This is a genomic window from Phenylobacterium sp., assembly GCF_031425575.1.
Classification (GTDB): Bacteria; Pseudomonadota; Alphaproteobacteria; order Caulobacterales; family Caulobacteraceae; genus Phenylobacterium.
Genome location: NZ_JANPJP010000193.1, coordinates 1 through 3,514, shown reverse-complemented (window position 1 = coordinate 3,514; position 3,514 = coordinate 1). Strand labels below are relative to the sequence as shown.

Annotated in this window: 4 protein-coding genes; 1 reads left to right on the top strand and 3 read right to left on the bottom strand. The window is 69.0% G+C overall.

Features of this window, described 5'->3' with window-relative positions:
* The 3 genes from RMO97_RS11145 to aroA form a co-directional block, all read right to left on the bottom strand.
* Positions 1–605 (bottom strand): S1 RNA-binding domain-containing protein (locus RMO97_RS11145; RefSeq protein WP_310541065.1); only part of this gene is annotated, 605 nt, incomplete at its 3' end.
* A gap of 175 nt (positions 606–780) precedes the next feature.
* Positions 781–1,431, bottom strand: a complete 651-nt coding sequence (gene cmk / locus RMO97_RS11140; RefSeq protein WP_310541063.1) for a (d)CMP kinase — start codon at positions 1,429–1,431, stop codon at positions 781–783.
* Entirely contained in the window at positions 1,428–2,750 is a 1,323-nt protein-coding gene (gene aroA / locus RMO97_RS11135; RefSeq protein WP_310541061.1) for a 3-phosphoshikimate 1-carboxyvinyltransferase, read from the bottom strand. Before aroA ends, cmk begins: the two co-directional genes overlap by 4 nt.
* 116 nt (positions 2,751–2,866) lie before the next feature.
* Here aroA and RMO97_RS11130 point away from each other — a divergent pair, with 116 nt between their 5' ends.
* Positions 2,867–3,346: a TIGR02300 family protein gene (locus RMO97_RS11130; protein ID WP_304701752.1), complete on the top strand. Its 480-nt coding sequence runs from the start codon at positions 2,867–2,869 to the stop codon at positions 3,344–3,346.
* Positions 3,347–3,514 lie beyond the last annotated feature (168 nt).

Genomic DNA, 3,514 nt, shown 5'->3' with positions numbered 1-3,514 from the left:
CCCTCTTGCAGCTGGGAGACCAGCTCGGTGCGCTGTTCGGCGCGGGCTTCTTCCAGGATGGCGCGACGCGAGACGACGATGTTGCCGCGCGGACGGTCCATTTTCAGGATCGCGAAGGGCTGTTCCTTGCCCATCAGAGGGCCGACGTCGCGCACGGGGCGGATGTCGACCTGGCTGCCGGGCAGGAAGGCCGAGGCGCCGCCGAGGTCGACGGTGAAGCCGCCCTTCACACGGCCGACGATGGAGCCCATCACCGGTTCGTTCTTCTCGTAGACGCCTTCCAGACGGGTCCAGGCCTCTTCGCGGCGGGCCTTGTCGCGGCTGATGACCGCTTCGCCCATGGCGTTCTCAACGCGCTCGAGGAAGACCTCGACGGTGGAGCCGACCACGATGGGGGCGGGATCATCGCCTTCCTGGTTGAATTCCTTCAGGGACACGCGGCCCTCGGTCTTCAGACCCACGTCGATGATCGCGAAATCCTTCTCGATCCCGACCACGATCCCCTTGACCACCACGCCTTCCATGAAGTCGCGGCCGCCCATGGACTCGTCCAGCAGGGCGGAGAAGTCGTCGCGGGAGGGGGACAGGCTCATATCGTCAGCCATAATATTCTTTCGTCTTTCAGATGACGCCGCCGGTGAAACGGAAATGGTCCGACCCGCATGAGCGGTCGGAGTCCCGGCGTCGGGTTAAGGGTTGCAAACCGAAGGCGTCGGGGCGGACCCCAGCGCGGTGAAATTGCCCGCAGCCATCGAGGGAAAGGTGCGTTTGGATTGCCCGTCAGGAGGTTTCCCACCGGGCTCGCGCCGCCTCGACCGTGCGGCGGGCCGCATCGGTGGCCTGCTCTATAGTCATTTCAGTGGTGTCCAGCAAGACGGCGTCGGCGGCGGCCACCATGGGGCTGTCGGCCCGGCCCCCGTCGCGTTCGTCGCGCTTGCGGATGTCCTCCAGGATATCGGCCAGGCTGACGTCCTCGCCCTGCCCCTTCAACTGCTTCCAGCGCCGCTCGGCGCGAACCTCCGGCGTGGCGGTGACATAGAGCTTGGCCGGCGCCTCCGGGCAGATCACCGTCCCCATGTCACGCCCGTCCAGCACCGCCCCCTGCGGCGTGCGGGCGAAGGCCAGCTGCAGCTCGCGCAGGGCCAGGCGCACCGCCGAATGCACCGCCACCCGGCTGGCGCACTCGCCGGCCCCCCGGGTGCGGAACTCCGGATCGTCCAGCATGGCGGCGGTGAGCGTCATGGCCACGGCGCCGGCGTCCTGCTCTGAGTCCAGGTCCTTGCCCGCCCGCCGGGTCAGCACGCCGACCGCCCGGTACAGCAGCCCGGAATCCAGCACCGGCACGCCATAGTGCGCCCCCAGCCAATTGGCGATCGTCCCCTTCCCCGAGGCCGCGGGCCCGTCGACGGTGATGATGAATGGGGGTTTCAATCCAACTCCCCGCCCAGGCCGCGCATCATCTCCACAAAGCCTGGGAAGCTGGTGGCGATCATGCCGGGCTCATCGACGCTGACCGAGTCGTCCGAGGCCAGGCCCATCACCAGGTGGGACATGGCGATCCGGTGGTCGCCCTTGGTGACCACGCTGGCGCCGCCCGCCGCCGGATGGTTGCCCCGCGCGGCCCCCACCACGATCAGGCCCTCCGGCTCCTCCTCGACCCCGATGCCGCAGGCCGAGAGCCCCGCCGCCATCAGGGCGATGCGGTCGCTCTCCTTGACCCGCATCTCGCCGATGCCGCGCATGTGGGTGGGGCCGTCGGCGAAGGCCGCGGCCACCGCCAGGATGGGATATTCGTCGATCATCGAGGGCGCCCGCTCGGGGGGCACATCGACGCCACGCATCGCGGAATAGCGCGCCGTGACGTCGCCCACCTGCTCCCCGCCCGCGTCGCGCAGGTTCGATATGGTCAGGTCGGCCCCCATCTCCTGCAGGGTGGTGAAGAGGCCGGTGCGCAGGACGTTCAGCAGCACGCCCTCCACCGTCACCTCCGACCCCGGGGTGATCAGGGCCGCCACCAGGGGAAAGGCCGCCGAGGACGGATCCCCGGGCACGATGATCTTCGTCCCCGTCAGCGTCTGGCCGCCGGGCAGGTTGATATGGCGCTCGCCGTCGCGATCCTCGACGTGGATCGTCGCGCCAAAGGCCCGCAGCATCCGCTCGGTGTGGTCGCGCGTCGCCTCGGGCTCGATGACGCCGGCCCCGCCCTGCGCATGCAGCCCGGCCAGCAGCACCGCCGACTTCACCTGGGCCGAGGGCTCGGGCAGGCGGTAGTCGATGCGCTTGAGGGCGCCGCCCTGCAGGGTCAGGGGCAGCCGCCCGCCGCTGCGCCCGGCGAAGGCCGCGCCCATCGCCTTCAGCGGGTTCATCACCCGGTTCATCGGCCGCCCGCGCAGGGAGGCGTCGCCGGTGAAGGTGGCGCTGATCGGGAACCCCGCCGCCGCCCCCATGATCAGCCGCACCCCGGTGCCGGCGTTGCCGCAGTCGATCACGTCGTCGGGCTCGGCGAACCCGCCCTTGCCCTCCACCCGCCAGGCGCCGGGTCCCAGATGGGTCACGGTCGCGCCGAACGCCCGCATGGCCTGGGCCGTGCGCAGCACATCGTCGCCTTCGAGTAGCCCCTCAATCTGCGTCGTCCCCGTCGCCAGCGCCCCGAAGATGAGCGCGCGATGGGAGATCGACTTGTCGCCCGGGGCGCGCACGCGGCCCCGCAGCGGGCCGCCGCGTTTCGCGGTCAGTCCTGCCGACGTCATGGGAATGCCAAGCCTCCTTAAGGCCTTGCTGTTGTCACGAGGGGGTTTGCTTTTGACAGCGGCGCCAGCCCGTGGCAAGGGACCCGGCTTCATTCGAACCCTTAGAGGCTTAGCCCTTGGCCAATCCCGAACTGGGCGCAAAGCAGATCTGTCCGAACTGCCAAGCGAAGTTCTACGACCTTACCCGTCGTCCCGCCCACTGCCCGAAATGCGCCACCGAGTTCGACCCCGACGAGGCTGTCCGCAGCCGCCGGAGCCGTTCGCGCGTCGCCCCCACCGACCATGAGGTCGAGGAGGAGGGCGAAGCCCAGGTGCGCGGCAAGTCGGAGGCCGATGACGACGAGGAAGAAGAAGAGGTCGTCACCCCGGAACTCGACGAAGTGGTCGACGCCCCGATCATCCCCGGCGACGACGATGACGACGACGCCGAACCGGGCGCCACGCCCGAGGACGAGCTCGCCGGCTTCTCCGAGGACGAGGAAGACCTCGAGGAGGACACCGACGACGTGCCCTTCCTGGAAGAGGACGACGAAGACGACTTCGACGACACCGAAATCGAGGGTCTGCCCGGCGAGGGCGACGTCGAGGACCGCTAAATCTGACTGCGACAAGCCGCCTGCAAATTTCCTTGCAGGCGGGCTTGATCGCCGCGAACTGTCAGACTAGGTTCCGCGCCTCTTCGGGGAGGGCTTCCAGTCCGCCCCCGGAGAAACCCGAGACCTCGGGGCTTTAGCTCAGCTGGTAGAGCGCTTGCATGGCATGCA